This window comes from Cryptosporangium sp. NPDC051539 (genome assembly GCF_044454545.1).
Lineage (GTDB): Bacteria > Actinomycetota > Actinomycetes > Mycobacteriales > Cryptosporangiaceae > Cryptosporangium.
Window position 1 is genome coordinate 1,821 of sequence record NZ_JBITDV010000034.1, and the last position, 1,427, is coordinate 3,247.

The following is a 1,427-nucleotide window of genomic DNA, read 5'->3' on the forward strand; positions in this document are numbered from 1 at the left end:
GTGTTGTCCTTTGCTGGGGCGGCACGGAGGCGTGGTTGTTTCACCGGGCCATTTCGCATCACATCGCCGGCGGTTTCGCTGGGTCTGGTGGTGAGTTCGGAGTGGTGGCTGGTCGTTGTTTGAGAACTGCACAGTGGATGCGAGCATCTTATCTTTGTGGTCAAGTTGTTAAGGGCGCACGGTGGATGCCTTGGCACCAGGAGCCGATGAAGGACGTGGGAGACCGCGATAGTCCTCGAGGAGCTGTCAACCGAGCTGTGATTCGAGGGTGTCCGAATGGGGAAACCCGGCAGCAGTTATGTGCTGTCACCCGCACCTGAACACATAGGGTGTGTGGAGGGAACGTGGGGAAGTGAAACATCTCAGTACCCACAGGAAGAGAAAACAAGAGTGATTCCGTGAGTAGTGGCGAGCGAAAGCGGATGAGGCTAAACCAGTGACGTGTGATACCCGGCAGGGGTTGCGTCGTTGGGGTCGTGGGACGGCTATTCACTAGTCTGCCGGCTGGTGGGGAAGTAAGAAAATCATGTGGTTAGTCGAAGGTTCTGGGAAGGACCGGCGTAGAGGGTGAGACTCCCGTAGACGAAAACCTGTGATCTTCCTTTAGTTGTTCCCAAGTAGCACGGGGCTCGTGAAATCTCGTGTGAATCTGGCGGGACCACCCGCTAAGCCTAAATACTCCCTGGTGACCGATAGTGCACTAGTACCGTGAGGGAAAGGTGAAAAGTACCCCGGGAGGGGAGTGAAATAGTACCTGAAACCGTGTGCCTACAAGCCGTCGGAGCTGATTTTCGGATTGGTGACGGCGTGCCTTTTGAAGAATGAGCCTGCGAGTTAGTGGTACGTGGCGAGGTTAACCCGTGTGGGGGAGCCGTAGCGAAAGCGAGTCCGAATAGGGCGTTTTTTAGTCGCGTGCTCTAGACCCGAAGCGGAGTGATCTATCCATGGGCAGGGTGAAGCGCCGGTAAGACGGCGTGGAGGCCCGAACCCACCAGGGTTGAAAACCTGGGGGATGACCTGTGGATAGGGGTGAAAGGCCAATCAAACTCCGTGATAGCTGGTTCTCCCCGAAATGCATTTAGGTGCAGCGTTGCGTGTTTCTTGCCGGAGGTAGAGCACTGGATGGCCTAGGGGCCCTACAAGGTTACTGAAGTCAGCCAAACTCCGAATGCCGGTAAGTGAGAGCGTGGCAGTGAGACTGCGGGGGATAAGCTTCGTAGTCGAGAGGGAAACAGCCCAGATCTCCAGCTAAGGCCCCTAAGCGTGTGCTAAGTGGGAAAGGATGTGGAGTCGCAGAGACAACCAGGAGGTTGGCTTAGAAGCAGCCACCCTTTAAAGAGTGCGTAATAGCTCACTGGTCAAGTGGTTCCGCGCCGACAATGTAGCGGGGCTCAAGTACACCGCCGAAGCTGAGGCATTTACACGAG

General features: G+C 56.0%; 1 rRNA gene (only partly in view). It reads left to right on the forward strand.

Annotated features, from left to right (window positions below):
* Positions 1-158 precede the first annotated feature (158 nt).
* A 23S ribosomal RNA gene (locus ACIBZJ_RS43160) occupies positions 159-1,427 on the forward strand; it runs 1,945 nt beyond the window's last position.